Source organism: Bacillus sp. EB V-12, from assembly GCF_056158125.1.
In genome coordinates, this window is sequence record NZ_JBUXJL010000002.1 from 402906 (window position 1) to 427791 (window position 24886).

Genomic DNA, 24886 nt, shown 5'->3' on the forward strand with positions numbered 1-24886 from the left:
CATATGTGGATAGTAGGTTATCGTCAAGTTTTTCATTTTTTGATCCGCACTCTTAGGGTGGGGATTACTGCACGTTCAAGAAAAAAAATAAGATGGAAGGATGATTTATATGTGCGGGATTACAGGATGGGTGGATTATAAACGCTCATTAGAAGGAGAAAGAGATGTCGTTACGAAGATGGCTGAGACGTTAGCGAAACGGGGGCCGGATGATAATAAAGTTTGGATTAAAGGAAATGTCGCATTTGGGCATAAGCGGTTAATCGTTGTGGATCCTGAGGGCGGTAAACAGCCGATGACTTGTTTAAAAGATGAAACGAATTACGCCATTTGCTATAACGGTGAACTTTATAACACAGAAGACATTCGAAAGGAATTATTAAGAAGAGGATATACGTTCAAAGGTCATTCTGATACAGAAGTATTATTAGCTTCTTATATTGAATGGAAAGAAGAATGTGTCGATCATTTAAACGGTATATATGCGTTTGCAGTATGGGACGAACAGAAAGAGCAAGTATTTATTGCGAGAGATCGATTAGGTGTAAAGCCACTTTTTTATAAATATGATAGCGGACGCTTACTATTTGGTTCGGAGTTAAAAGCGATATTGTCGCATCCAGATGTGAAGGCGGAAGTAACGTTAGAAGGATTATCAGAAATATTCGGGCTCGGACCGTCAAGAACGCCTGGCCACGGTATTTATGCTGGTATAAAAGAATTGCGTCCAGGTCATGCGATGACATTTTCAAAGAACGGTTTATGCATATGGAGATATTGGAATGTAGAAAGTAAAAAACATGAAGACTCTTTTGAAGAAACAGTAGAGAAAACGCGCTTTTTATTACAAGATGCTATTACAAGACAGCTTGTTTCTGATGTACCACTATGTACTTTTTTATCGGGTGGTGTAGATTCGAGCGCTATTACAGCTATTGCAGCGAAAGAATATGAGAGATTGGGAAAAGGGCAATTACACACGTATTCTATTGATTACGAAGATAATGACAAATACTTTAAAGCGAATGCATTCCAGCCAAATTCAGATGCTCCGTTTATTAATTTAATGACTGAGACATTTCAAACAACCCATCATCGCTGCGTCATTTCGAATGAAAAATTAGCAGAGTATTTAACTGAAGCAGTACTCGTTCGTGATTTGCCTGGTATGGCAGATATCGATTCGTCATTATTATGGTTTTGCCGAGAAATTAAACAAGATTTTGTCGTTGGCTTATCTGGAGAATGTGCAGATGAAATATTTGGTGGATATCCGTGGTTTTATAGAGAAGATGATTTACAATCGAGTGCATTTCCGTGGATGCGTTCTACAGAGGCACGTGAACAACTTCTAAAAAAAGAATGGAGAAATAAATTAAATTTACAACAATATGTACAAAGGCGCTATGAAGAGTCGATTCAAGAAGTTCCTATTTTAGAGGGGGAAAGTCCGCTAGAAGCAAAAAGACGCCAATTATTTTATTTAAATATGGTATGGTTTATGACAACATTATTAGACAGAAAAGACCGCATGAGTATGGGAGCGAGCTTAGAAGTACGTGTTCCATTTGCAGATCATCGTCTTGTCGAATATGCGTGGAATATTCCTTGGGAAATGAAAATGTATAAAAACCGCGAAAAAGGTCTATTACGTAAAGCGTTAGAAGGTGTACTTCCACATGACATCTTATATAGAAAGAAGAGTCCTTATCCGAAAACGCACAATCCGCACTATACAAAAGCAGTAACAGTATGGCTTCAAAATCTATTAACGGATAAAGGTTCAATTTTACACGAACTGTTTGATAAAGAGCAGTTGAGCGGATTAATTCAGTCTGGCGGCAGTGCATTTCAAACACCATGGTTTGGTCAATTGATGACTGGGCCACAGCTTTTAGCTCATTTAGCACAAATTCACGTTTGGTTTAAAGAATATGGGGTAAATATTAAGGAATAAGGGAAAAGCGGCTTACAATTATGTAAGTCGCTTTTTATTAAAGAAATTTTCATATAAAATTCAAAATCACCTTATAAATAATATTTAATTAGAATTATTATTTTGACGTATTTATTATTACTTGTTATAATTGGGAACGAATGTTCTGAAAAGTATTCTCATTTATAAAATTGAGGTGTTATATAGATGACAAAGAAAAAAATAGGTTTACTCGTAATGGCGTATGGAACACCAGAATCATTAGACGATGTAGAGGCATATTATACACATATCCGTCACGGGCGTACGCCATCAGAAGAAGCGCTTGAAGATTTAATTGGCCGCTATAAAGCGATTGGTGGAATTTCGCCGCTTGCAAAAATTACGAAAGAACAGGCGCATAAATTAACAGATTCAATGAATAACATATTTACAGAGTATCAATTTACTTGTTACTTAGGTTTAAAACATATTGCACCATTTATAGAAGATGCGGTAGAAGAAATGAAGCGTGATGGGATCGAGCAAGCGATTAGTATCGTATTAGCGCCACATTACTCTACATTTAGCATTAAAGCGTATAATGACCGTGCTATTCGTCTTTCAAAAGAAATCGGTGGTCCTGTTATTGAACCAATTGAACAATGGTACGATGAACCGAAGTTTATTTCGTATTGGGCAGACCAAATAAAAGAGACGTTTACTAATATTATAAATAAAGAGAAAGCAGTCGTAATTTTTTCAGCGCATAGTTTGCCAGAAAAAATTATTGCAGCAGGAGACCCTTATGTAGAACAACTAAAGCATACGGCAGATTTAATTGCAGAAGCTGCAAATATTCAAAACTATACAATCGGTTGGCAAAGTGCTGGGAATACTCCAGATCCGTGGATTGGTCCAGATGTGCAAGATTTAACGAAAGATTTATATGAAGAGCATGGGTACGAATCTTTCATATATTGCCCAGTTGGTTTTGTAGCGGAGCATTTAGAAGTTTTATATGACAACGATTATGAATGTAAAGTTGTAACTGATGAATTAAATGCCAAATATTTTAGACCAAATATGCCGAATGCACAATCAGCATTTATCGACTGTTTGGCTGAAATTGTTTCCAAAAAAGTGAAGGAAATAGTTGACAAAGATTTAGTTTTGAATAATAATTAATTTATAATAATTTTAAATAAATAATAATTACTACGAAATAAAGAGGAGGATCCCCCTAGATGAATCCAAATAATCGCTTAACAACAAACCAAGGTGCTCCAGTTGGAGACAACCAAAATTCTCGTACAGCTGGTCGTCGTGGACCAGTATTATTAGAAGACTATCATTTAGTAGAAAAACTTGCACACTTTGATCGTGAACGTATTCCAGAGCGCGTTGTGCATGCACGTGGTGCAGGTGCTCACGGTGTATTCGTAACGAAAAATAGTATGAAGCAATATACGAAAGCGGCATTTTTACAAAATGAAGGAACTGAAACGCCTGTATTTGTTCGTTTTTCAACGGTTATTCATGGTCAAGGTTCTCCTGAAACAGCACGTGACCCACGTGGGTTCGCTGTTAAATTTTATACAGAAGAAGGAAACTACGATATCGTAGGTAATCATTTACCAGTTTTCTTCATTCGTGATGCAATTAAATTCCCAGATATGGTACATTCCTTAAAACCAGCACCTGATACGAATATTCAAACGCCAGATCGTTATTGGGATTTCATGACGTTAAGTCCAGAATCTACACATATGATGACATGGGTATTTTCTGATTACGGTACACCAGCAAGCTATCGTGAAATGGAGGGTTTTGGCGTCCATTCATTTAAATGGATTAATGAAGAAGGTAAAATTGTTTATATAAAATACCACTGGAAACCACAGCAAGGTGTACGTAACCTAAATGCGAAAGAAGTGCAAGAAGTACAAGGGAAAGACTTCAATCATGCAACTCGTGACTTGTTCGATGCAATCGAAAAAGGAAATCACCCAAAATGGGATTTACACGTACAAGTTATGCAATTAGATGAAATGGACTCTTTAGACTTTGATCCACTAGATCCAACGAAAGTGTGGCCAGAAGATCGCTTCCCATTAATGGAAGTAGGGACAATGACGTTAAATCGTAATCCGAAAAACTTCTTTGCAGAAGTAGAACAAGTAGCGTTCTCTCCAAGTGCAACTGTAAATGGTATTGAGCCATCGGAAGATAAATTATTACAAGGTCGTTTATTCTCTTACCCAGATACACAACGTTATCGTCTTGGGGCAAATTACTTACAAATTCCTGTAAACTGCCCATACGCAGCTGTTCATAACCAACAACGTGATGGTGCGATGCAAGTAAATCAAAACCCATCTACAATCAACTACGAACCGAGCCGTCATGCTGAAAATCCAGTTGAAGACCCAGCTTACCGCGATTCAACTATGAAAGTAGAAGGCTATGTATCTCGTGAAAAAATTGAGAAACCAAATGACTTTAAACAAGCAGGTGAGCGTTACCGTTCATTCTCTAAAGAAGAGCAAGATAACTTAATTGCAAACTTAACAAATGACTTGAAAGACGTAAATGAACGCACAAAATTATTAGCTGTTTGTAACTTCTTCCGTGCAGATCAAGAATACGGTATGCGTTTAGCGCAGGCATTAAATGTTGATATTACGCAATATGTAGGAAATGCTCCGAAATAAATAGGAAAAGACGACCGGGCTTCGGTCGTCTTTTTTGTATAAAGTTATGTGGGGTATTTCGCATGTAAAACATGTCGGAATTTGTTGGTAAATCGATATGTTGTGTCGAACCGTTGATATATTGAAAGAAACAATCGATATATTTGAAAAATCGTTGATATATCCAAAAAACCGTTAATATATTTCCAGTTATATTAGGTGGGGTATGTTGCCCGGTACGCAAAAAAGAGATGCAATCTATCATCGATAGATTGCATCTCTTTTTTAGTTCACTCGCTCAGTATATTCATAAGCTTTCTCCCCATGCATCGAAATATCAAGTCCCATATGTTCCTCGTGCTCATCTACCCGGACAGGGAGGAAGAAGTTGATTGCTTTAATAATGGCATACGTCATTATAATTGTGAACGCATATGTTGCGCCGATCGCTACAAGTTGTTTCAACAGCAGCGAGGCGTTTCCGTAAAATAATCCGTTAGCGCCATCACCGTTTACGGCAGTAGTTGCAAATAATCCTGTCGCAATACCGCCCCAAGTTCCACCGATGCCGTGACATCCGAATGCATCGAGTGTATCGTCGTATCCGAATTTTGTTTTTAAGAAAAAGACCGCTCCGAAGCATAATACGCCGCCAATTGCTCCGATAAGAAGAGCTGAGAAAGGTGTAACGAACCCGCAAGCTGGTGTAATAGCGACTAGACCGGAAACGGCGCCACAAGCAGCTCCCATCGCAGTCGGTTTTGATTGGAAGAACCACTCTGAAAGCATCCAAGTTAATGCTGAGGCAGCAGCAGCTATATTTGTATTAATAAATGCAGTTAAAGCTACATCATTTAAAGATAATGCGCTTCCGACGTTAAAACCGAACCAGCCAAACCATAATAATCCTGCGCCTAACATTGTAAATGGCAAATGGTGAGGAGAAGAACCATTTATGTTTTTTCGTTTTCCAAGGAAAATAGCTAATACAAGACCAGCAACTCCGGAAGTGATGTGAACGACGTTTCCGCCAGCGAAGTCTAGTGCACCAAGTTCCCTTAGCCACCCGCCGACGCCCCATACCCAATGAGCGACAGGATTGTAAACAATCGTTGTCCATAGAAGGATAAAAATAAGAAAGGCAGAAAATCGCATTCTTTCAGCAAATGCACCTGAAATTAAAGCTGGAGTTAAAATGGCGAACATGAGTTGAAACATCATGAATAAATTGTGAGGAATAGTAGATGAGTAGTCTGGATTTGGTGCGTAGGTAACTCCGTTTAGACCGAACCAATCAAGTGTACCGATAAGCCCGTGCCAATCTGGTCCGAATGATAAAGAATAGCCGATAACAATCCATTGAATCGAAACGATAGCCATTGCACTATAACTATGCATCGTTGTACTGAGTACATTTTTGCTGCGAACCATACCTCCATAAAAAAGTGCCAATCCTGGTGTCATCAACATGACCATTACTGTCGTCACAAACATAAAAACTGTATCTCCCATATTCATGAGCTCTCCTCCTGTAATGTTAGAAAAAATAACATCTTTTTGTTATGTTTCATATCATATTCGAAAAGGAACTAAAAATCAACTAAAAATTCAGAAAAATATATACATGATGTTAGAAAATGTAACATAGATTATTTTGTGAGGATTGAAATCGACATATGCGTTTCTCTCGGATAATTGGTATAATATTCTTACAATTAAAAACTTGGGGGATGCGTGTGGGAAAAATACGGACTAGGAAACTATTCATTTGTTTTTGCTTAGCTTTTGTTTTGTTTGTACCAATACATACTTTTGCAGACGAAAAAAGAGAGTGGAAAGATGAAGTTATATACTCCATTATGATTGATCGCTTCAATAATGGAGAACCGAAAAATGACAAACAATTAGAAGTTGGTAATTTAGAAGGGTATCAAGGCGGGGATATAAGAGGAATTATAAAAAGGTTGGATTACATAAAAGAAATGGGTTTTACTACCGTTATGCTTTCGCCGCTTTTTGAAAGTGGAAAGTACGATGGATTAGACGTGCGAAATTTTAAAAAGGTAAATGAACATTTCGGGACAGACAATGATGTGAAAGAACTTGTAAAAGAAGCTCATGCAAAAGGAATGAAAGTTGTATTTCAATTTCCGCTTGGAGAAAACGAACGACAGGTAATTGACGCAATGAAATGGTGGATAAAAGAAGTTGATTTAGACGGAAGTTATGTTATACATAGTGAAAAAAAGCCGCGTTCCTTTTGGGATAACGCGCAAAAAGATATGCAAGTGATAAAGAAAGATTTTCGTATTATGACAAAGGAGGATAGCGAATACAACGAAAAAATAGTAGAATCGTTTTCCGAAGCGGATGTATCGGTGAAATCGTTATACGATGTGAGTAAAAAAGAAGGGGACTTTGTTACGTTTTTAGATGATCAAGAAACAAAAAGATATGCGCGTATTGCAAAAGAAAATATGTATTATCCGCCATCACGTTTAAAGTTGGCGCTTACTTATTTGTTAACATCACCTGGGATTCCGAATTTTTATTACGGAACTGAAATTGCATTAGATGGAGGAAGTGTACCCGATAATAGACGATTAATGGATTTTAAGTCAGACGAAAAGTTTATGCAACACATAACAAAACTAGGTGAACTTAGGCAGGCGAGACCGTCTTTACGACGCGGTACGTTTGAGCTTCTGTATGATAAGAGCGGGATGAGTATACTAAAGAGAAAATATAAAGATGAAGTAACTTTAGTAGCAATTAATAATACGAAAGAAACACAAAAAGTCTCCTTACCTGCAAGTGAAATTGGTGAAAAACAAGAGTTAAGAGGATTGTTAGAGGATGAAATTATAAGAGAGGAAAACGGAAAATTTTATCTCGTTTTAAAGCGTGAAGAATCAAACGTGTATAAAGTTAACGGAGAAACAGGTGTGAATTGGTTATTTATCTCCTTAATCGTTGGTGTGAATGTATTATTTATTGCGTTTCTAATTGCAGTTAAAAGGAAAGGTAGATGAGATGAGAAGTTACTCACTCTATGTTCATGTCTTCTTATTGGATTTGTAAGTTTGTTCGGTGGGGCCAGGTTAGGGAGAAAGTCTTCTTCCTAGCCTGTTTTTGTGTCCATACGGATAGAGAAAGACCTTTGAAACAATAATTGCAACTATATTAATTTTACATTACATTAAAAGTTAGAGAATACTCTTATACTAATATAGTGCTAAATAGTAGGTGGGAAAATGGAGTTTTACGATTTGGGTATTACCATTAAAGAGCTTAGAATTAAAAAAAATATATCACAATCCGAATTATGTCATGGAATATGTTCACAAAGTCAAATTAGCAAAATAGAAAAAGGTGTGATTTATCCATCTAGCATATTATTATATCAATTATCAGAAAGACTTGGTATTGACCCAAATAATATATTTGCATTAACTCAAAACAAAAAATTAAAATATGTAGAAAATGTAAAATGCGTAATAAAAGATTGCTTAAAGCAAAAACAATATAGTGAACTTTATGAAATCGTGAAAAAAGAGAAAGATGAAAAGAATTTCCAGGCAAAAGAAGATAAACAATTTCTCCTATGGCATGAAGCGATTGCTATATTTGAGGTGAACAGATCCATAAAAACTGCTTTAAAGCTTTTAAATAATGCATTAAAACTAACTTTAACCAATGTTGATTTTTTATCAGAAAGAGAAATAGATATTATGCAGACAATGTCTATATTTTATGCGGAAAATAAAGAATATGATAAAAGTATTACTATATTAAGAAGGTGTTTAACTAATTTTAATAAGTTAGATTTCCCGAGAGATAAAGCGATTAAATTAAAAATCATTTTTAATTTAGCGAAATGTTTAGGTATGACCTATCAATATGAAGAGGCGGTAAAATACATTGATAAAGGAATCAAATTAGCTATTAATCTAAATACTTTATACTTATTAGGTGAACTTTACTATTTAAAGGGATGGAATTTATTAAGATTTAAACAACAGAATGAAGAAGATATTGCAAATAACATGAAAAAAGCATTATTTATATTTGAACTAACAGAAAAAGAAAATCTGATAAAAATGGTTAAAGAAAAATATTTAGAAAACCAAACTGAAAAAAGTCACTTATAATTCATTTGGAAATCACTTGAAATATAATAAAACCTACAGGGAAAATCTCTGTAGGTTTTATACTTATAAACTTGCTTCTAAAATATTAGTGTTTAATATAAATTTTTGAATAAGAGTTTACTTAGTGTACTTTTTATTTTGAAGTCTGCATCTTTATTAACAATTTATGCTTCTTTTTAATCACATCCAAATATTGTTAAGATTGAGATGATTCAAGTCGGAGGAAGGCACTTTGAGGTGTCTTTTTTTTATGACCTTTATCATTAACTATTTAATGTTTTTTTAAATGATTACATGACATATTTTTTTTGTACCAAGCTTTGTTGATACAGTTAGACTTATCCGTTAGTGTATTCGTATTATTAGAACATCCTACAGTATTTAGGGAGAATGTGGCCAATAAAAACCATAATATTAATTTCTTCAAATAACCACTTCTAACTCTTTTTTAATTAACATTTTTTAAAATACTTATTAATTTTACATTACATTAAAGGTTGGAAAATATTCTTATACTCATAAATTGTTACGTTTCGGCGAGGAGAGGAATTATGAGTTATAGCAATTTTTAAGATGACTTTGGCCTAGGATGTAATTGCTAAGAAAAGTAATTCAAATCGAAGGGAAAACGTCTTAAGGTGTCTTTTCCTTATTTTCAATTTACTTAGCGATTTTTACCGCACATACCCTTTTTTCTATGGTTTGTTCTTGTAATATTGTCTCTACAAGACAAAAAGAAAACTCCTCTAATTAAGAGGAGTTTTCTTTTTAGCGGTAGTTAATGAACTGTACGTCGATTGGTAAATCAGCGCTACGAACAGCTGTGATTACTGCTTGTAAGTCATCACGGCTTTTCGCTGTAACACGTACTTGATCATCTTGTACTTGTGTTTTTACTTTTAATTTCATTTCTTTAATGATGTTGTTAATTTTTTTCGCGTTATCTTTATCGATACCTTGTTGAAGTGTTGCGCGTTGGCGAACAGTGTTGCCAGTTGCAGCTTCAACTTTTCCGTAATCTAAGTTCTTAATTGGAACGTTACGTTTTACAAGTTTAGAGATAAGAACGTCTTTTACTTGCTCTAATTTAAACTCGTCATCAGAAGTTAAAACAAGTACTTCTTTTTCTAATTTAATATCACTTTTACTTCCTTTAAAGTCATATCGGTTTTGGATTTCTTTTAATGCGATGTTAATTGCGTTTGTTACTTCAGGTAATTCTACTTTCGAAACGATGTCAAAAGAACTATCTTTTGCCATAGTTAGCACCTCCAAATAAATTTCTAATCTTGTTATGTACTGTACATACTAAAGTATAGCTGAAAACGAGTCTAGACTTAAGTGTTTTCGTACTTATATTCATGTAACCTCATTTTATTATAGTGAATTTTGGGCAGTTGGACAAATACAGGAAAAATCATGTTATAATTAACTTTTGTTTGGAATGATAAAAAAGATAATTTTATATATATAGAAGGGAATTAAAAAATATGTATTTGCAAATAGGATCGATTGAACAGGTAACTGTTTTACGCGAAACGGAAATCGGATATATGGTTGGGAATGAAGAAGAAGAAATTTTCCTACATAAAAACGAAGTAGCTGGAGAAATTGAAGAAGGCGATACGATTGATGTATTCTTATACCTTGATCACCAAAATCGTATTTCAGCAACAATGAAGGAACCAATTATTACAACTTATGATTGGAACTGGGTAAAGGTTGTAGAAGTTATTCCTAGTTTAGGTGTGTTTGTTGATATTGGTGTGTCAAAAGATATACTAATTCCAGCTGATGAGTTCCCGATTTATATGCCGGTATGGCCAGAAGTAGGCGACGAATTATATTGTACGTTAAAATTAACGAATCGTGATCGTTTAATTGCTCTTCCGGCAAGAGACAGTGACATGCAAGAAATTATCGTAGATGCAACGCCATCTATGCGTAATAAAAACGTAAATGGACGTGTATATCGTTCGCTTCAAGTAGGTTCATTCGTTTTAACAGATGAACATTTCCGTGCTTTCTTACACCATACAGAAAGAAAAGAACAAGTCCGCATCGGTCAGCGTGTAACAGGCCGTATTATTGACGTAAAAGATGACGGTACAATTAACATTTCACTTCTTCCTCGTAAAGAAGAAGGAATGGAAGACGATGCTGCAGTAATTTATGCATATATGGAAGAACGAGGCGGAGCAATGCCGTTTTGGGATAAGAGCCATCCAGAAGATATTAAAGAACGCTTTAACATGAGTAAAGCTGCATTTAAGCGTGCACTTGGTAAGTTGATGAAAGAAGAAAAGGTTTACCAAGAAGAAGGTTGGACTTACTTTAAGAAATAAAGTAGATGAAAGATTAAAAAGCACAACCTTATTTAAAAAAATAAGGTTGTGCTTTTTTAATTTCCTTGCGGAGAAACAAGAGTAAATGTATCTTTCAAATCACTATCATTTATTTTAATATTTGCCTTTTTTAATTCCTCTTGTAACAATTTTTTGCTGAATACAGGATCAGCAGTACGTTCTTCCTCTAAGTTTTTGCGAATAGAGTTTTTTACTTCATCGTAAGGTTTTAAATCTTTTTTATCAGTTAATTTAATAACGTGATAACCGTTTGATGATTTTACGGGATTGCTAATTTGTCCAACATTTAGTTTGTAGGCAGCCGTTTCGAATTCAGGAGCCATTGTACCTGAATTGAAGTATCCAAGGTCTCCGCCTTTATCTTTTGATAGTAGATCTTGTGATTCTTGTTTTGCTAATTCTTCAAATGAAGCACCAGCATCTAGTTTACTCTTTATTTCTTTCGCTTCATTTTCGTCACTTACTAAAATGTGACTCGCTTTAATTTCTGGCTTATAGTGGTCTTTTATGTCTTTTTCTGTAATGCTTTTCTTAATCGCTTCATTCATAGCAAGTTTGAACTTAATTTGATTTTTGAAATCCTCTTCATCTTTTAAACCATAATTTTCTAATACTTTTTTGAATTGATCTCCATATTGTTTTTTTACTTTTTCTACTTCTTTATTTACCTCTTCATCAGGTACTTTATATTTTTTTGTGATGACGTCTTGTGCCATCATTTCGTATAGCATGTCTTTTCCGTAACGATTTTTCAATTGTTTTTCGAAGTTATCCTTTGTAATGGTGGAGTCTGTTGCTGTAGCGACTGTAGCTGAGCCATTCTTTTGTTCGCAAGCAGATAGCATCAATATACTTATTAGTGCAGTAATAATGAAAATATGTTTCCCTCTCATGCCAACACCTCATCCGAATATGTTATCGCTATTGTAGAATATAGAAGTGAACATGAAGTGAATTTTTAATGTTTTTTTCCTTTAAAATGTAAAAAAGTACATCAACATAATTGTTGATGTACGATGGAATCAAAGGTGATCGGTCTTTTTAGAATATGCACGTTTACCTTGCTGAATATTTTTTTGCTCTTGCTCATTTTTTTGTGTGCGTTTTGCGTTATTATCGCGTGCTTTTTTGTCGTTATCACTCGTATGTGGCATATGTATCAACTCCATTTCTAAACGTTGTACGTTTATCATTTCCTTTTTCGTAAAGACTATGTATAGCGGTGCATTTATGAAGGGTAAAGGTGGATTCGAAATGGATTTGAAGTTGAATTATACTGAACTTATAAAGAAGTTAATCGTTGTAATCATCGCAGGTTTATTAAATGCGATTGGGATGAATTTATTTTTAACGCCAGCAAAAGTGTATGCGAGCGGCTTTGCTGGATTGTCTCAATTATTATCACAAATATTAGGTGATTTTTTATCGATTCACATATCTACGGGAGTATTGTTTAGCTTATTTAATATTCCTGTCGTTATTTTAGCGTGGAAAAAGGTTGGAAAGGCCTTCACCTTTTTCAGTTTTCTTTGTGTTATATTTATGACTTTGTTTCTAGAAGTCATCCCTGTTAGAGCGGTTTCGAATGATATCATATTAAATGCGATTTTTGGCGGGATTATTTCGGCGATTGGAGTAGGGATTGCTTTAAAGTGGGGTGCTTCTACAGGTGGATTAGATATTATCGCCATGATTTTATCAAAAATAAAAGATAAGCCTGTCGGTACATACTTTTTCTTTTTTAATGCAATTATCATTATCGCTGCTGGCTATGTATATGGATGGGAAAAAGCGTTATATACGTTAGTGACTTTATATGTATCAACGAGAATTATTGATGCAATTCATACTCGTCATGTAAAGATTACAGCATTAATTGTTACGAAGAATGGGGCAGATGTAAGAAAGGCGATTCACTCGCGATTAGTAAGAGGAATTACAACGATACCAGCAACAGGTGCTTATACGAATGAAAATAAAGAAATGTTAATGATGGTTATTACCCGTTACGAGTTATACGAATTAGAGAGGATTATTAAACAAGTGGACCCAGGTGCATTTACAAATATACTGCAAACAGTTGGGGTGTTCGGATTGTTTCGGAAAGATTAAAGAGGACCGAAGTTGGTCCTCTTTTTTAATGTAAATTCGTAATGTTTTGCAATTGCTCTTGCATTTCACGGAGCTGAACTTTTTCAGCAGTTGAAGAGTTTGCGTAAGCGGATTGCAAAGCATTTTTTGCTCTATACACGAGATCTTGTTGCTCAGTACCGCTTGAACAAGATACGGCATTTTCAACAGCATCTCTAGCTTGTTGGAATAGTAAGTTCCCCATTTAAACCCCTCCAAAAGAAGAGTTACTTCTTGCTTTTTCTGCCTCAGCTAATGTACCTCTGTACGGGAATCTTGCATCATGCTTCATAACAGCATCGGCTCCTTGTTGGATAAAACGTTTTGATTTGTTCTTTTTACCCATTCGAAAAACCCCCTTTATTTAGCTGAAAACAATCGACGCAATGTCTCATGCGTCTACTTATAGTATGGACATTTGGCAGGAAACTATAAGTAGGAAATTTTTAGATTACAACCCAAGAACCTCTTCTAAATATAAAGCAATACCATCTTCTTCGTTCGTTAACGTCGTATGGTTTGCGAGTGATTTTAATTCAGGGATGGCATTTCCCATTGCGATGCCGTGACCAGCAAATTCAATCATTTCAAAATCATTATCTTCATCACCGAAAGCGATAATTCGCTCTTGTGGAATGTTGTAATGACTAGAAATTTTTTGTAATCCAACTGCTTTATTTAATCCGCTTTTCACAATTTCAATAATCGGCCAAGGTGCGCCCCATTTTCTATGGTCGATTACTTCCGCATGCATATCGGTTAAATGTTGACGAATTGCAGTAGAATGCTCGTCATGGGCGTCAATTAATAAGCAAGTTGGATGATCGTTTAAAATATTTAATAAGTCTCCCGTAAAAATCTTAGGAGAGCCGAATTCGAAAATGTGTTTTTTATCTTCATCAATTTCACGAACATACACATCGTCCATTACTTCCGCGTATATATTTTTTACGCCAAAATCAAAGCAAGCTCGGACAATTTCTTGCGCTGTTGCTAGCTCAAGAGGAGAGTGATGTGTTCCCCAGTTTGAATCAAGAGGATGATGTACGTAAGCGCCGTTAAAGTTTACGATAGGTGTGTTAAGATCAAGTTCTTTATAGTAATCATAACTAGCACGGAATGGACGTCCTGTTGAAATAACGACAATATGTCCCTGTTCCTTTGCTTTTGCAATTGTATGTTTCGTTCGAGTGGAAATTATTTTGTTGTCTGTTAATAAAGTGCCGTCTAAGTCTAATGCGATTAAATGTTGTTTGTTCATAATTTCACCTCTTATAATAATTTTTTTGTATCTATCTGTATTTCCGTTTTTAATATGCAGAAATAAGAGGTTAGACTCGGTGGAATCACCATAGATGGAAATTTCACTATATATCCATCTTACGTCTCAAAGTGCTATGGTGTCTACTATTTATCGTTGGAAATTAAGAAAAGTCAACATCTTTTTAGAAAGTTCAAACAATGTTTCTTTCATTATGTACAAATTGTGAAAAGGGTTACATTGCTCGTGTGATGAGGCATATAATGAACATGTAATCTTCTCGTATATGTTTGACTCTCCTTTGAAACTAGCCTAGAGTAGGTTGGTTTCTTTTTTTTTCTACAAGTAGGAAAGAAATCCCTGCTTACGCTTGTGTCATTCATATATATGTACAAGAATGAGATGTAGTACTGTTTCCTAAACATGACAGAAAAGCTTTCTTTTAAAATGGATATACTAATGAGGCAAGACGTCATGGAAGGAGAATGAAGATGGGACAAAATCGCAGGTTTCGTTCTGGACAAAAAGCGCCGAATGATGGCATTTACGTAGAAATTGGTGAAACGGGAAGTATGGTGAAAGATCCGCAAATGGTGAAATTAACTGCCGGTGAAAAGTTTCCGGATAACACGAATCATAACCGCCAGTGGACATATAAAAGAAAACCGTAACAGAAGCCGCAATCATTATTGCGGCTTTTTTGTCGTTACACATTGTAATTTCATTTACCGTATTTTTTAGCGGTATAATGAATGCTCTCTTTTTCTTTTTCAAATAATAAGTTTGAAAATACATAGGCAAAATTATTGTATAAAAAAGTCAGTTGGCGTATAATCAAATCAAAGGTCAAAGAAAGTCAAACTTTTGGAGGGCTGTAAAGATGGACTTAAATCAAATGACAACAAAAACACAAGAGGCGATTATGAGTGCCCAATCTTTAGCGGTATCTCATCATCACCAAGAGGTGGATACTGTTCATCTATTATTTGCATTATTAGAAGAGCAAGATGGGTTAGCGGTACGTATATTTCAAAAAATGAATGTTGATATAGAAGCATTAAAGCAAGGTGCTGAAAGTTTAATTAAAAAGAAACCTTCTGTAACGGGGAGCGGTGCAGAAGTTGGAAAATTGTATGTAACGAGCGCTCTGCAACAACTGCTTGTAAGAGCAGGGAAAGAAGCAGAAAAACTGCAGGATGATTACATTTCAGTAGAACATGTATTGCTTGCTTTTTCTGAAGAAAAAGGCGATATAAATCAATTATTTACAAGATTGCATATTACGAAAGATAACTTATTACAGTCTTTAATGACAGTTCGGGGGAATCAAAGAGTGACGAGTCAAAATCCAGAAGCAACTTATGAAGCGTTAGAAAAATATGGTCGTGATTTAGTGGCGGAAGTGAGAGCAGGGAAAATTGATCCTGTAATCGGCCGTGATAGTGAAATACGACGTGTAATCCGTATTCTTTCACGTAAAACGAAAAACAATCCGGTTTTAATTGGGGAGCCAGGTGTTGGTAAAACAGCAATCGTTGAAGGGCTAGCCCAGCGTATTGTGAAAAAGGATGTACCTGAAGGATTGAAAGATAGAACGATTTTTGCGTTAGATATGAGTGCACTCGTAGCTGGTGCGAAATTCCGTGGTGAGTTCGAAGAGCGTCTGCAAGCTGTATTAAATGAAATTAAAAAGAGTGAAGGACGCATTTTATTATTCATTGATGAACTTCATACAATAGTTGGAGCTGGTAAAACAGAAGGAGCCATGGATGCAGGAAATATGTTAAAACCGATGCTTGCACGTGGTGAACTGCATTGTATTGGAGCCACAACACTAGATGAATATCGCAAATATATTGAGAAAGATCCAGCGCTAGAAAGACGTTTCCAACAAGTATTAGCAGAAGAGCCAACTGTTGAAGATACGATTTCCATTTTACGTGGATTAAAAGAACGCTTTGAAATTTATCACGGTGTAAATATTCATGACCGTGCGATTGTAGCAGCATCTGTTTTATCAGATCGATATATTTCAGATCGCTTCTTACCAGATAAAGCAATTGATCTTGTTGACGAAGCGTGTGCAACAATTCGTACAGAAATTGATTCTATGCCAACAGAATTAGATGAAGTAACGCGCCGCATTATGCAGCTGGAAATTGAAGAAGCGGCTCTTGGGAAAGAAACGGATCGTGGTAGCCAAGAGCGTCTAAAAACATTGCAACGTGAATTATCGGATTTAAAAGAAGTTGCCAGTGGCATGAGAGCGAAATGGGAGAAAGAAAAAGAAGACATTCACAAAGTTCGTGACTTACGTGAGCATTTAGAACGTTTGCGTCGTGAATTAGAAGAAGCAGAAGGCAATTACGATTTAAATAAAGCAGCCGAACTTCGTCACGGGAAAATTCCCGCAATTGAAAAAGAGTTAAAAGAAGCGGAAGAAATGGGCGCGCATAATAAACAAGAAAATCGTTTATTACGTGAGGAAGTAAGTGAAGAAGAAATTGCAGATATTGTTTCACGCTGGACTGGTATTCCTGTTGCGAAACTCGTGGAAGGTGAACGCGAGAAATTATTACGCTTAGAGCAAATCTTATCAGAGCGTGTCATCGGACAAGAGGAAGCAGTAAGCTTAGTGTCAGACGCGGTTCTTCGTGCTCGCGCTGGTATTAAAGATCCGAACCGCCCGATTGGTTCTTTCATCTTCTTAGGGCCAACAGGTGTTGGTAAAACAGAACTTGCAAAAACGTTAGCCCAGTCTTTATTCGATAGTGAAGAGCAAATGATTCGCATTGACATGTCTGAGTATATGGAAAAACACGCCGTGTCTCGCTTAATTGGTGCACCTCCTGGATATGTAGGATATGAAGAAGGCGGTCAATTAACAGAAGCGGTAAGACGTAAACCATATTCCGTTGTTTTATTAGATGAAATTGAAAAAGCACATCCAGAAGTATTCAACATTTTATTACAAATGTTAGATGATGGACGCATTACAGATTCGCAAGGTCGTACAGTGGACTTTAAAAATACAGTTATTATTATGACTTCAAATATTGGATCTGCTCATTTACTAGATGGATTAGAAGAAGATGGTTCGATTAAAGAGGAATCAAGAGACCTTGTAATGGGGCAATTAAGAGGACATTTCCGCCCTGAATTTTTAAACCGTGTGGATGAAATTATTTTATTCAAACCTCTTACAACGAATGAAATTAAAGGCATTGTTGATAAAATTGTAAAAGAACTACAAGGTCGTCTAGCTGACCGTCACATTACAGTAGAATTAACAGATGCAGCAAAAGAATTTGTTGTGGAAGCCGGTTTCGACCCAATGTACGGAGCTCGTCCATTAAAACGATACGTACAGCGTCAAGTGGAAACGAAATTAGCACGAGAATTAATTGCAGGAACAATTACTGATAATAGTCACGTAGTTGTTGATGTAGAAAATAACGAATTAGTCGTTCATGTGAAATAAAAATAAAAAAGAGTTCGGATAAAATCCGGACTCTTTTTTTAGTGTTGTTCTACTGGCTCGTTTGGAATTGCAGCTGAAATTGCTAGTACTAACACAGCAAGAACAACTGAGAAAATAGACGCTTGGTTAAAGTCGTATGTACCGCCAGTCATAGAGCCGATTACATAGCTCATCATATGTACAAGTAAGAACGACCAAATTAATGCCCAAATGAAACGCATATTTTACACCTCTATTCGTTCAATCTGTCCTTATTGTAACACAATTGAAAAAAGAATATAGAAAAATATTTGTAGATTTTTCAACGCAAATTTGCATTCCGTTCATACATTATAAAAGAGTACTTTTATATGTTTAGAAAATAAGGCGGGGGAAAAATGAGTATTACGGAACGTTTTTTTTACTTAGAAAAAGAACCATGTGTCATTTATTTACCGGAGAAGCCAAATGGATTTTCTGTTATGCTCCTCGGTGATTATAACTACTTTATTGAGAATGGTACAAGTTTATGGACACAACATGCGGGTAAATCTTATTTTTTACATGGTCTTATTGAACAAGGCTACACGGTCTTTTCCTCTAATTTATACGGAAGACATTGGGGAAACGATCAATCTGTTCGTCTGGCAAAACGTTTATATGATGTTGTTTTGAGAAAAGAGACGTTAAATGCGAAAATGCACATTATGGCAGATGGTATGGGAGCGCTTGTAGCACTTGAAATGATGAACAAATATCCTGAATGTATTCGTTCTGTTGTTATGCTAAATCCGTGTTTAGATTTACCGGAATATGTAAGTTTTGAGAAAGAGCATAAATTTTTTTACAAGAGACTCGTGAAGGAATTAAGTTTGGCGTATGATGCCAAAGAAGAAGAATTAGAATCAAAAATAAATAAGAAATCATTTACGCTTCTTCCATCTTGTGTACCTGTTAAAATTTTCGTATCAACACAAGAAAAAAGAGGAAGAAAACAGCAGTTGCGTAGATATGAGAAAATGAGGCAACTAAATCAATGTGATACTTCTGTCTTGTTCCATCTGCAAGATGTGAAATATAAAATGGTTAGGCAAACGACTGATTTCTTTAAAAAATATGAAGAAGAATTATGAAGCTCCCATATACATAAATGAGGAGCTATTTGTTTCAGAGGGAAAGGGTTGGTGGTATGGAACGCGTGCTGATAATAGGTGCACTTACGTTTGTAGGTTATCACCTTGTAAATAAAATGATTGCAGAAGAAGTGGAAGTCTATGGTCTTGATTTTGATGAATTCGATAGTATGACGAAAATTAATGAAGAGAAGTTATTATTAATTGGGCGAAATGCGTTATTTACGTATTATTCGATAAGAGATGAAGATGGATGGAGATCGGTTGAGGAAGAGAGATTCGATACTGTTTATTTTTGCTTATATGAGCCAAATCAGCAAAGTGGATTTCGGAATGAAAGAGTCATATTACAATATTTAAAGCGAATTATAAGAATGTGTGAAGAACAAAAAGTGAAGTTAAATTTAATTTCTTCTATTGAAGTAGGCAGTACAGATGAATCCGAAAATAAGCGCCTATTTTTGAAAGTAGAAGAAGGATTGAAAAAAGGGAATTTACAATATAGTGTATTTCGAGTTCCAACATTATATGGACCGTGGCAACCGTCCTTTATGATGTTTCATCAGCTTATTTTATCAGAATTAGGTGAAAAAGAGTGCCGTTGTACGATTGAGGAAAAGGGGAATGATTTACTTTACGTTGAAGATGTATGTGAATACTTATGGGAAAATGGAACGAACGGGGCGCAGCTTGGTATATACAATTTACTTAGTGGTAAACAGTCATTATGGGAAAAAGGTATGAATCTTTTACGTGCGGATGATAAAGTAAATAAAAATAATAACGAAGTAAGAGATGAGGCTATCGAGGTAATTTCAATAAAAAGAAATACTCCGTTAGAATACGGTTTAAATAAACAACTGGCACACATGAAAAAATATAAAGAGTTATACGAAGGGTAGTACGCGTGTTACACTATTGTATGTGAAAGTTTTAATGGAGAGGAAGAGCATAATATGAACGAAAAAAGCATGCAGTTTTTACAAATCGCAATGAAGCATTTACCGGAAGCAAAGGCAATTTTAGATGATAATGGAATTGCACTTGATATGGAGAAGGCACAGCCGGTGTTAGAGTTGTTAATGAAAGTTATGAACGAGGCCTATGAGCTCGGGAAAGCAGATAAAGAATAAAAAGAATAAAAAGAATAAAAAGAATAAAAAGAATAAAAAGCATCTTCTTAAGATGGAAGAGAGGCTCGAACCGTGAATAGAAGCGGTCAGGGCCTTTTTTATTCTCGCCTGGGAGAAAACCAGAGATATGAAGAGGATAAAGGAAAAGTAGTGAGGAGAACTCTCTAGTTTAGAAGGAAAGCAGATCAAGAATAAAAAGCATCTTTTTAAGATGGAAGAGAGGCCCGAACCGTGAATAGAAGCGGTTTGAGCCTTTTTATATTTAAGAGGTATGTTTCTGTTTCTTTTAATGAAAAATAACGTGAATAATGCGTTAGCTTTCTGTTTTATGCGAAATATATTCTAGACAAAAATACATTTATGTTTTAAAATTAGTACCAAGTCATAATAATTGATATAAAACGGAGGGCTGCGATGTGAACGTGGGCATTTTAGGGATCGGAAGATATGTGCCAGAAAAAGTAGTCACAAATCACGATTTAGAGAAAATAATGGAAACATCCGATGAATGGATTCGTACGAGAACGGGAATTGCAGAAAGACGCATTGCCGATGATACAATAGATACTTCATATATGGCCGTAGAGGCTTCTAAAAAAGCACTTGAAGATGCAGGAATTAGCGGAGAGGATATCGATCTTATTTTAGTAGCAACAGTAACACCAGATCGTGCTTTTCCAGCAGTTGCTTGTGTAATTCAAGAAGCAATAGGAGCGAAACATGCAGCTGCAATGGATTTAAGTGCAGCATGTGCCGGTTTTATGTACGGAATGATTACAGCGCAGCAATTTATTCAAACAGGAACGTATAAAAATGTATTAGTAGTTGGTAGTGATAAACTATCTAAAATTGTAGACTGGAACGATCGAAATACAGCAGTACTATTTGGAGACGGAGCCGGTGCTATCGTAATGGGAGCTGTTTCAGAAGGTAAAGGTGTTCTATCTTTTGAATTAGGAGCAGACGGAAGTGGCGGCAAGCACCTTTATCAAGACGAGTATGTTATGATGAATGGCAGAGAAGTGTTTAAATTTGCCGTTCGTCAACTTGGTGATTCTTGTCTTCGCGTTTTAGATAAAGCTGGTCTTACGAAAGAAGATGTGGATTTCTTAGTACCGCATCAAGCAAACATTCGTATTATGGAATCTGCAAGAGAGAGGTTAAATTTACCACAAGAAAAAATGAGTATGACAATTGAGAAGTTCGGTAATACATCAGCTTCTTCCATTCCGATTGCAATGGTAGAGGAATTGCAAAACGGACGTATTCAAGACGGTGATTTAATTATACTTGTTGGTTTTGGCGGCGGATTAACATGGGGAGCAGTCGCTCTTCGTTGGGGTAAATAAGGACTGAGAGAAAAAAAGGAGTGTATTTTGTATGGAAAAAAAGAGGGTCGTAATTACAGGACTAGGAGCTGTTACACCGGTCGGAACAGATGTTGAAACAGCGTGGGAAAACATTAAAAAGGGTGTATCTGGAATCGGGCGACTTACAAGAATTGATCCAGAACTATTTCCAGCAAAAGTAGCAGCGGAAATTAACGACTTTGAAGTCGAGAAATATATTGATAAAAAAGAAGCGCGCCGTATGGATCGCTTTACACAATATGCAGTAGCAGCAGCGAAAATGGCAGTTGCAGATGCAAAGCTTGAAATTACAGAAGAAAACGGACCTCGAATTGGTGTATGGATTGGATCTGGTATTGGCGGTATGGAAACATACGAAGAACAATTTAAGATTTTTACTGAGAAAGGCCCACGCCGCGTGAGCCCATTCTTCGTGCCGATGATGATTCCAGATATGGCAGCAGGTCAAGTATCAATCGCAACAGGAGCAAAAGGAATTAACACTTGTTCTGTAACGGCTTGTGCATCTGGTGCAAACTCAATTGGTGATGCATTTAAAGCAATTCAGCGTGGTGATGCTGATGCAATGATTACAGGCGGAGCAGAAGCGCCGCTAACAAGTATGGCATTCGCAGGATTTAGCTCAGCGAAAGCATTAACATTTAATGAAGACCCAGCAACAGCTTGCCGTCCATTTGATAAAAACCGTAGCGGTTTCGTAATGGGTGAAGGTTCAGGTATTCTAATTCTTGAAGAATTAGAGCACGCATTAGCACGCGGTGCTCACATTTACGCGGAAATTGCTGGTTATGGTGCAACTGGAGATGCATTCCATATTACAATGCCTGCTCCTGGTGGGGAAGGCGGAGTGCGTGCAATGCGTCAAGCTTTAGCTGATGCAGGCCTACAGCCAGAAGATATTGATTACATTAATGCGCACGGTACAAGTACTGATGCGAATGAAAAATATGAAACGATGGCAATTAAAGAAACTTTCGGCGAGCACGCGTATAAAGTAGCAATTAGCTCAACGAAATCAATGACAGGTCACTTATTAGGAGCAGCTGGTGCTGTTGAAGCGATTTTCTCTATTAAATCAATTACAGACGGAGTAATTCCTCCAACAATTAACTATGAGACACCAGATCCAGAATGTGACTTAGATTACGTACCAAATCAAGCGAGACACCAAGAAGTAAATGCAGTATTAAGTAACTCATTAGGATTCGGTGGTCATAACGCAGTGTTAGTATTTAAATCGTATAAATAATAGATGAAATAAGGAGTTTTTTCGCAATAGATTGCGAAAAAACTCCTTATTTATTTTTACGCCTTTTTCTCCTGTAGCATATACATAAGAAAAAGGAGGGATAAAGATGGGGATTGTTGAAACAGCTGAATGGCTACATTTATATTATGGACGGCCAGAAAAACTTTGTGAGAAATTTACGAAGTATATTCCGTTGCCAAAAGAAAGGTTGTATCGCTTTTTAATTTCAAAAGGGATGTATCGCCCGATCATGCGCGGAGAAAAGGAAATTAAAGAATTAGAGGAAAAGGAAATTTGGAAAGAATTGAGCCTGGAGTATGATAAACTGAAAAATTGGTTAAAAGGTCCAGATGTCCCTGTCTTTATTTTATTATCAGATTCCTATAATCGAACTGTACAAGAAGAGTATAACGGTAGGGCTGGATTATCTATGCGTCATGTTATTTTCTTATTCGTATGTGGGCGGAATTCGGTAGAAGAATTAAAAGTGTTATTGGCGCATGAATATCATCACATATGCAGGTTACATCAAATTGAGACGAAAGAAACAGAATATACATTACTTGATACGATGATTATGGAAGGGCTAGCGGAACAAGCAGTAACAGAAAGGTATACAGAAAAAAACAATGCACCGTGGACGGCGTATCTTTCAAAAGAAGAGGCTGTTTATTATTGGAAAAATGTTGTACATGAAAGAATAAGTATAAAACGAGGAACAAGGGAACATGACATCTTATTAAATGGCTTTCACTCTTATCCGAAGATGCTTGGCTATGCGCTTGGATTTCATATTGTCAAAGATTGTGTAACTTTGGAAGGAGAAGATACACTTTCTTTATTATCTATAGATGCAAAAGAAATATTGAATAAAGCAAGTACATTTCATATATAAAAAAACAGGAGTTCTATTTCCTGTTTTTTTAGTATTAATAGAAGAAAAAATAATAATTAGAATATATTTCCTCAAGTGGAATAAAGTTAAGCAAAAATGAACATAATGATTGGTACAAACAGTAGTGAAGTGAGGGGTAGTGAATGTTATATCTACATGATGTATGGGTAAATTGGTTTGAAGGTGAAGAAAATGGGTATAACGTTTGTCATTTTTACGAATGGCGGAAAGATGATACGATTGAGCTATTAGATCAAGTGCCATTATTAAAAGTAGATGCCACATTATATCATTACATCGAGAACGAATTGTTAGAGCTTCCGCAAAAAATGCTGGAAGACGTACATCATAAGGCTTATATTCGTAAAAATCATGAACGTTTGCAGCAAGAGTATTGCTTTGTTGTTACAGATGGAAAAGGAATTATTGCGATTGACACAATTGGTTACAATGTACCAATTCGCAAAAGTAGACTTATACCACGCCAAGAGCAGATGGTATATGAGATGGTAGAAAACGTACAAGCAGAAAAGTATGAGTTCCAAGTAGAAGAAACAGAAAAAGAACATCACATTTTATCACCATCGCCTTTCATTATGAATGGCTTGACTCGTAAAGAAAGACAGCTAAAACAATTATTATTTATGGCGTTAGATCAATTACATACAACGAAAAACACAGCAGAAATTCGCTATTGGTTCACAGAGTGGGATCCATCAGCATATGGAATGGTTCAACATATGGAATTTGAAGATATTTGGGCTAAGCTGTATGATGAAGCGAAAACAGGCTGGTCTGATAAGCACGAACAATTATGCGAGCGTCTCGTAAAAGGACAGCCATTTTTTGAAAAGTTATGGGAAATGGAAAATGAGCAAAAGGTAAATTAAAAAACCGCCAATTGGCGGTTTTTTAATTTTGTAGTAATCTAGCTCCGGCAGCAAGAATGTTCGGTGGCTTCGCGCCTTCCTGCGAGGCAAAAAGCGCCTCTACGTCAGGAGCTCCATCCCCCTCACATTCTAAACGAGCCGCCTCCGCTTTTTGTAGAAATCCAGCTCCGGCAGCAAGCTCTTCGTGTCTAAGAACCTTTCGCATAAGAAGACAAAAAGCGTCTTCTATGCGAAAGAACC

The 24886-nt window shown here is 36.1% G+C and carries 25 protein-coding genes; 16 read left to right on the forward strand and 9 right to left on the reverse strand.

Translation table 11 applies throughout. From position 1 onward, the window contains the following. Positions 1-109 precede the first annotated feature (109 nt). From asnB to katB, 3 genes are all read left to right on the forward strand, one after another. Positions 110-1957, forward strand: a complete 1848-nt coding sequence (gene asnB, locus ACZDYH_RS08670) for an asparagine synthase (glutamine-hydrolyzing) (protein ID WP_000333997.1) — start codon at positions 110-112, stop codon at positions 1955-1957. Positions 1958-2143: 186 nt separating this feature from the next. Then, complete coding sequence (gene hemH, locus ACZDYH_RS08675; protein WP_000162629.1) at positions 2144-3103, forward strand: ferrochelatase; 960 nt, start codon at positions 2144-2146, stop codon at positions 3101-3103. A 59-nt stretch (positions 3104-3162) separates the two neighbouring features. Then, positions 3163-4629 (forward strand): catalase KatB, encoded by a 1467-nt coding sequence (katB, locus tag ACZDYH_RS08680; protein WP_001069179.1) that lies wholly within the window; start codon positions 3163-3165, stop codon positions 4627-4629. 264 nt (positions 4630-4893) lie between these two features. On the opposite strand, the gene ACZDYH_RS08685 is transcribed toward katB, so the two are convergent. Then, positions 4894-6126 (reverse strand): ammonium transporter, encoded by a 1233-nt coding sequence (locus ACZDYH_RS08685; RefSeq protein ID WP_001055855.1) that lies wholly within the window; start codon positions 6124-6126, stop codon positions 4894-4896. A 158-nt stretch (positions 6127-6284) separates the two neighbouring features. Here ACZDYH_RS08685 and ACZDYH_RS08690 point away from each other — a divergent pair, with 158 nt between their 5' ends. Continuing rightward, positions 6285-7640 carry an alpha-amylase family glycosyl hydrolase gene (locus tag ACZDYH_RS08690; protein WP_140421502.1) on the forward strand — a complete coding sequence of 452 codons (1356 nt, stop codon included), beginning with the start codon at positions 6285-6287 and terminating at the stop codon, positions 7638-7640. A gap of 222 nt (positions 7641-7862) precedes the next feature. Further along, entirely contained in the window at positions 7863-8759 is an 897-nt protein-coding gene (locus ACZDYH_RS08695; protein WP_016122099.1) for a helix-turn-helix domain-containing protein, read from the forward strand. A gap of 768 nt (positions 8760-9527) precedes the next feature. Here the strand turns inward: ACZDYH_RS08695 and ACZDYH_RS08700 are convergent. After that, positions 9528-10019, reverse strand: coding sequence for a YajQ family cyclic di-GMP-binding protein (locus ACZDYH_RS08700; RefSeq protein ID WP_434713742.1), 492 nt, complete (start codon positions 10017-10019; stop codon positions 9528-9530). Positions 10020-10249: 230 nt separating this feature from the next. On the opposite strand from ACZDYH_RS08700, the gene ACZDYH_RS08705 reads away from it, so the two are divergent. Next, positions 10250-11104, forward strand: a complete 855-nt coding sequence (locus ACZDYH_RS08705) for a CvfB family protein (protein WP_000281262.1) — start codon at positions 10250-10252, stop codon at positions 11102-11104. A 56-nt stretch (positions 11105-11160) separates the two neighbouring features. Here ACZDYH_RS08705 and prsA read toward each other — a convergent pair whose 3' ends face one another. After that, on the reverse strand, positions 11161-12018 hold the full coding sequence (gene prsA / locus ACZDYH_RS08710; RefSeq protein WP_434713744.1) for a peptidylprolyl isomerase PrsA: 858 nt from the start codon (positions 12016-12018) through the stop codon (positions 11161-11163). A 129-nt stretch (positions 12019-12147) separates the two neighbouring features. After that, positions 12148-12279, reverse strand: coding sequence for a DUF3941 domain-containing protein (locus ACZDYH_RS08715; RefSeq protein ID WP_001120851.1), 132 nt, complete (start codon positions 12277-12279; stop codon positions 12148-12150). 100 nt (positions 12280-12379) lie between these two features. On the opposite strand from ACZDYH_RS08715, the gene ACZDYH_RS08720 reads away from it, so the two are divergent. Further along, positions 12380-13237 carry a YitT family protein gene (locus ACZDYH_RS08720; RefSeq protein ID WP_000364444.1) on the forward strand — a complete coding sequence of 286 codons (858 nt, stop codon included), beginning with the start codon at positions 12380-12382 and terminating at the stop codon, positions 13235-13237. 25 nt (positions 13238-13262) lie between these two features. Here the strand turns inward: ACZDYH_RS08720 and ACZDYH_RS08725 are convergent, their stop codons facing one another. The 3 genes from ACZDYH_RS08725 to ACZDYH_RS08735 all read right to left on the reverse strand — a co-directional run bounded on the left by ACZDYH_RS08725 (position 13263) and on the right by ACZDYH_RS08735 (position 14516). Then, positions 13263-13460 (reverse strand): DUF3813 domain-containing protein, encoded by a 198-nt coding sequence (locus ACZDYH_RS08725; RefSeq protein WP_000527407.1) that lies wholly within the window; start codon positions 13458-13460, stop codon positions 13263-13265. Then, positions 13461-13601, reverse strand: coding sequence for a hypothetical protein (locus ACZDYH_RS08730; RefSeq protein ID WP_000516816.1), 141 nt, complete (start codon positions 13599-13601; stop codon positions 13461-13463). A gap of 105 nt (positions 13602-13706) precedes the next feature. Continuing rightward, positions 13707-14516 carry a Cof-type HAD-IIB family hydrolase gene (locus tag ACZDYH_RS08735; RefSeq protein ID WP_001041232.1) on the reverse strand — a complete coding sequence of 270 codons (810 nt, stop codon included), beginning with the start codon at positions 14514-14516 and terminating at the stop codon, positions 13707-13709. Between the two features lie 491 nt (positions 14517-15007). Between ACZDYH_RS08735 and ACZDYH_RS08740 the strand changes: the two genes are divergently transcribed. Both ACZDYH_RS08740 and clpB read left to right on the forward strand, forming a co-directional pair. After that, positions 15008-15187, forward strand: coding sequence for a YjzC family protein (locus ACZDYH_RS08740; RefSeq protein ID WP_000531421.1), 180 nt, complete (start codon positions 15008-15010; stop codon positions 15185-15187). A gap of 209 nt (positions 15188-15396) precedes the next feature. Continuing rightward, positions 15397-17997 carry an ATP-dependent chaperone ClpB gene (gene clpB, locus ACZDYH_RS08745; protein WP_088361810.1) on the forward strand — a complete coding sequence of 867 codons (2601 nt, stop codon included), beginning with the start codon at positions 15397-15399 and terminating at the stop codon, positions 17995-17997. A 38-nt stretch (positions 17998-18035) separates the two neighbouring features. Here the strand turns inward: clpB and ACZDYH_RS08750 are convergent, their stop codons facing one another. Beyond that, the gene (locus tag ACZDYH_RS08750) at positions 18036-18218 is read right to left on the reverse strand and encodes a YjzD family protein (protein ID WP_001211116.1); all 183 of its coding nucleotides are present in this window, start codon (positions 18216-18218) and stop codon (positions 18036-18038) included. Between the two features lie 156 nt (positions 18219-18374). On the opposite strand from ACZDYH_RS08750, the gene ACZDYH_RS08755 reads away from it, so the two are divergent. From ACZDYH_RS08755 to ACZDYH_RS08785, 7 genes are all read left to right on the forward strand, one after another. Next, positions 18375-19109, forward strand: a complete 735-nt coding sequence (locus ACZDYH_RS08755; RefSeq protein ID WP_000028691.1) for a lipase family protein — start codon at positions 18375-18377, stop codon at positions 19107-19109. A gap of 29 nt (positions 19110-19138) precedes the next feature. After that, a complete protein-coding gene (locus ACZDYH_RS08760; RefSeq protein ID WP_006921015.1) occupies positions 19139-20011 on the forward strand; it encodes an NAD-dependent epimerase/dehydratase family protein in 873 nt (290 codons plus the stop codon). A 54-nt stretch (positions 20012-20065) separates the two neighbouring features. Further along, entirely contained in the window at positions 20066-20242 is a 177-nt protein-coding gene (locus tag ACZDYH_RS08765) for a ComZ family protein (protein WP_001986215.1), read from the forward strand. Between the two features lie 416 nt (positions 20243-20658). Continuing rightward, on the forward strand, positions 20659-21591 hold the full coding sequence (gene fabH / locus ACZDYH_RS08770; protein WP_001100545.1) for a beta-ketoacyl-ACP synthase III: 933 nt from the start codon (positions 20659-20661) through the stop codon (positions 21589-21591). A gap of 31 nt (positions 21592-21622) precedes the next feature. Beyond that, a complete protein-coding gene (gene fabF / locus ACZDYH_RS08775; RefSeq protein WP_000412656.1) occupies positions 21623-22861 on the forward strand; it encodes a beta-ketoacyl-ACP synthase II in 1239 nt (412 codons plus the stop codon). 106 nt (positions 22862-22967) lie between these two features. Further along, positions 22968-23756, forward strand: a complete 789-nt coding sequence (locus tag ACZDYH_RS08780; RefSeq protein ID WP_000513278.1) for a DUF2268 domain-containing putative Zn-dependent protease — start codon at positions 22968-22970, stop codon at positions 23754-23756. A gap of 143 nt (positions 23757-23899) precedes the next feature. Continuing rightward, positions 23900-24646: a YjbA family protein gene (locus ACZDYH_RS08785; RefSeq protein ID WP_000966127.1), complete on the forward strand. Its 747-nt coding sequence runs from the start codon at positions 23900-23902 to the stop codon at positions 24644-24646. A gap of 22 nt (positions 24647-24668) precedes the next feature. On the opposite strand, the gene ACZDYH_RS08790 is transcribed toward ACZDYH_RS08785, so the two are convergent. Further along, positions 24669-24851, reverse strand: coding sequence for a hypothetical protein (locus ACZDYH_RS08790; protein ID WP_001233404.1), 183 nt, complete (start codon positions 24849-24851; stop codon positions 24669-24671). Positions 24852-24886: the final 35 nt, after the last annotated feature.

Bases quoted from the DNA above. Each gene is read 5' to 3' on its own strand.
- asnB (WP_000333997.1), top strand. From the start codon at position 110: ATGTGCGGGATTACAGGATGGGTGGATTATAAACGCTCATTAGAAGGA.
- hemH (WP_000162629.1), top strand. From the start codon at position 2,144: ATGACAAAGAAAAAAATAGGTTTACTCGTAATGGCGTATGGAACACCA.
- katB (WP_001069179.1), top strand. From the start codon at position 3,163: ATGAATCCAAATAATCGCTTAACAACAAACCAAGGTGCTCCAGTTGGA.
- ACZDYH_RS08685 (WP_001055855.1), bottom strand. From the start codon at position 6,126: ATGAATATGGGAGATACAGTTTTTATGTTTGTGACGACAGTAATGGTC.
- ACZDYH_RS08690 (WP_140421502.1), top strand. From the start codon at position 6,285: ATGCGTTTCTCTCGGATAATTGGTATAATATTCTTACAATTAAAAACT.
- ACZDYH_RS08695 (WP_016122099.1), top strand. From the start codon at position 7,863: ATGGAGTTTTACGATTTGGGTATTACCATTAAAGAGCTTAGAATTAAA.
- ACZDYH_RS08700 (WP_434713742.1), bottom strand. From the start codon at position 10,019: ATGGCAAAAGATAGTTCTTTTGACATCGTTTCGAAAGTAGAATTACCT.
- ACZDYH_RS08705 (WP_000281262.1), top strand. From the start codon at position 10,250: ATGTATTTGCAAATAGGATCGATTGAACAGGTAACTGTTTTACGCGAA.
- prsA (WP_434713744.1), bottom strand. From the start codon at position 12,018: ATGAGAGGGAAACATATTTTCATTATTACTGCACTAATAAGTATATTG.
- ACZDYH_RS08715 (WP_001120851.1), bottom strand. From the start codon at position 12,279: ATGCCACATACGAGTGATAACGACAAAAAAGCACGCGATAATAACGCA.
- ACZDYH_RS08720 (WP_000364444.1), top strand. From the start codon at position 12,380: ATGGATTTGAAGTTGAATTATACTGAACTTATAAAGAAGTTAATCGTT.
- ACZDYH_RS08725 (WP_000527407.1), bottom strand. From the start codon at position 13,460: ATGGGGAACTTACTATTCCAACAAGCTAGAGATGCTGTTGAAAATGCC.
- ACZDYH_RS08730 (WP_000516816.1), bottom strand. From the start codon at position 13,601: ATGGGTAAAAAGAACAAATCAAAACGTTTTATCCAACAAGGAGCCGAT.
- ACZDYH_RS08735 (WP_001041232.1), bottom strand. From the start codon at position 14,516: ATGAACAAACAACATTTAATCGCATTAGACTTAGACGGCACTTTATTA.
- ACZDYH_RS08740 (WP_000531421.1), top strand. From the start codon at position 15,008: ATGGGACAAAATCGCAGGTTTCGTTCTGGACAAAAAGCGCCGAATGAT.
- clpB (WP_088361810.1), top strand. From the start codon at position 15,397: ATGGACTTAAATCAAATGACAACAAAAACACAAGAGGCGATTATGAGT.
- ACZDYH_RS08750 (WP_001211116.1), bottom strand. From the start codon at position 18,218: ATGCGTTTCATTTGGGCATTAATTTGGTCGTTCTTACTTGTACATATG.
- ACZDYH_RS08755 (WP_000028691.1), top strand. From the start codon at position 18,375: ATGAGTATTACGGAACGTTTTTTTTACTTAGAAAAAGAACCATGTGTC.
- ACZDYH_RS08765 (WP_001986215.1), top strand. From the start codon at position 20,066: ATGAACGAAAAAAGCATGCAGTTTTTACAAATCGCAATGAAGCATTTA.
- fabF (WP_000412656.1), top strand. From the start codon at position 21,623: ATGGAAAAAAAGAGGGTCGTAATTACAGGACTAGGAGCTGTTACACCG.
- ACZDYH_RS08780 (WP_000513278.1), top strand. From the start codon at position 22,968: ATGGGGATTGTTGAAACAGCTGAATGGCTACATTTATATTATGGACGG.
- ACZDYH_RS08785 (WP_000966127.1), top strand. From the start codon at position 23,900: ATGTTATATCTACATGATGTATGGGTAAATTGGTTTGAAGGTGAAGAA.
- ACZDYH_RS08790 (WP_001233404.1), bottom strand. From the start codon at position 24,851: ATGCGAAAGGTTCTTAGACACGAAGAGCTTGCTGCCGGAGCTGGATTT.